We start from the raw sequence: 325 nt of genomic DNA, 5'->3' as shown, positions 1-325 counted from the left end.
CTTCCGCACGCCTCGGTGATCCACCGGTTCACCGAGGCGTGCGGAAGCAGCCTGATCCGCTCCCACTCCGGCAGGATCCCGGCGAGCGCACCCGTCTCGTCCAGGGTCTCCCACACATCGAGCAGGCCCGGGCCCGAGGCCAGCAGACGCACCAGCAGGTGCCGCGCCTCCTCCGGCCAGGGGTCGGGCAGGGGCGCGCACTCGCGCACGAGGCGGGCCGCGGTGGCGGGCGCCAGCAGGACGCCGCGCTCGGCGGCGGCGGTGGCCGCGCGCAGCTGCAGCGCCGGATCGCGACCGGGGTCGGCCCTGCCATCGAGCACGATCT

At 76.3% G+C, this 325-nt stretch carries 1 pseudogene; it reads right to left on the bottom strand.

Features of this window, described 5'->3' with window-relative positions:
* Nucleotides 1-325: pseudogene (locus KSO97_RS17440) on the bottom strand ([protein-PII] uridylyltransferase); the annotation flags it as partial.

The sequence above is a fragment of the Nocardioides sp. R-C-SC26 genome, from assembly GCF_021246465.1.
Lineage (GTDB): Bacteria > Actinomycetota > Actinomycetes > Propionibacteriales > Nocardioidaceae > Nocardioides.
Note: the sequence above shows the minus strand (reverse complement) of the source record. Positions and strands in the feature narration are given on the sequence as shown.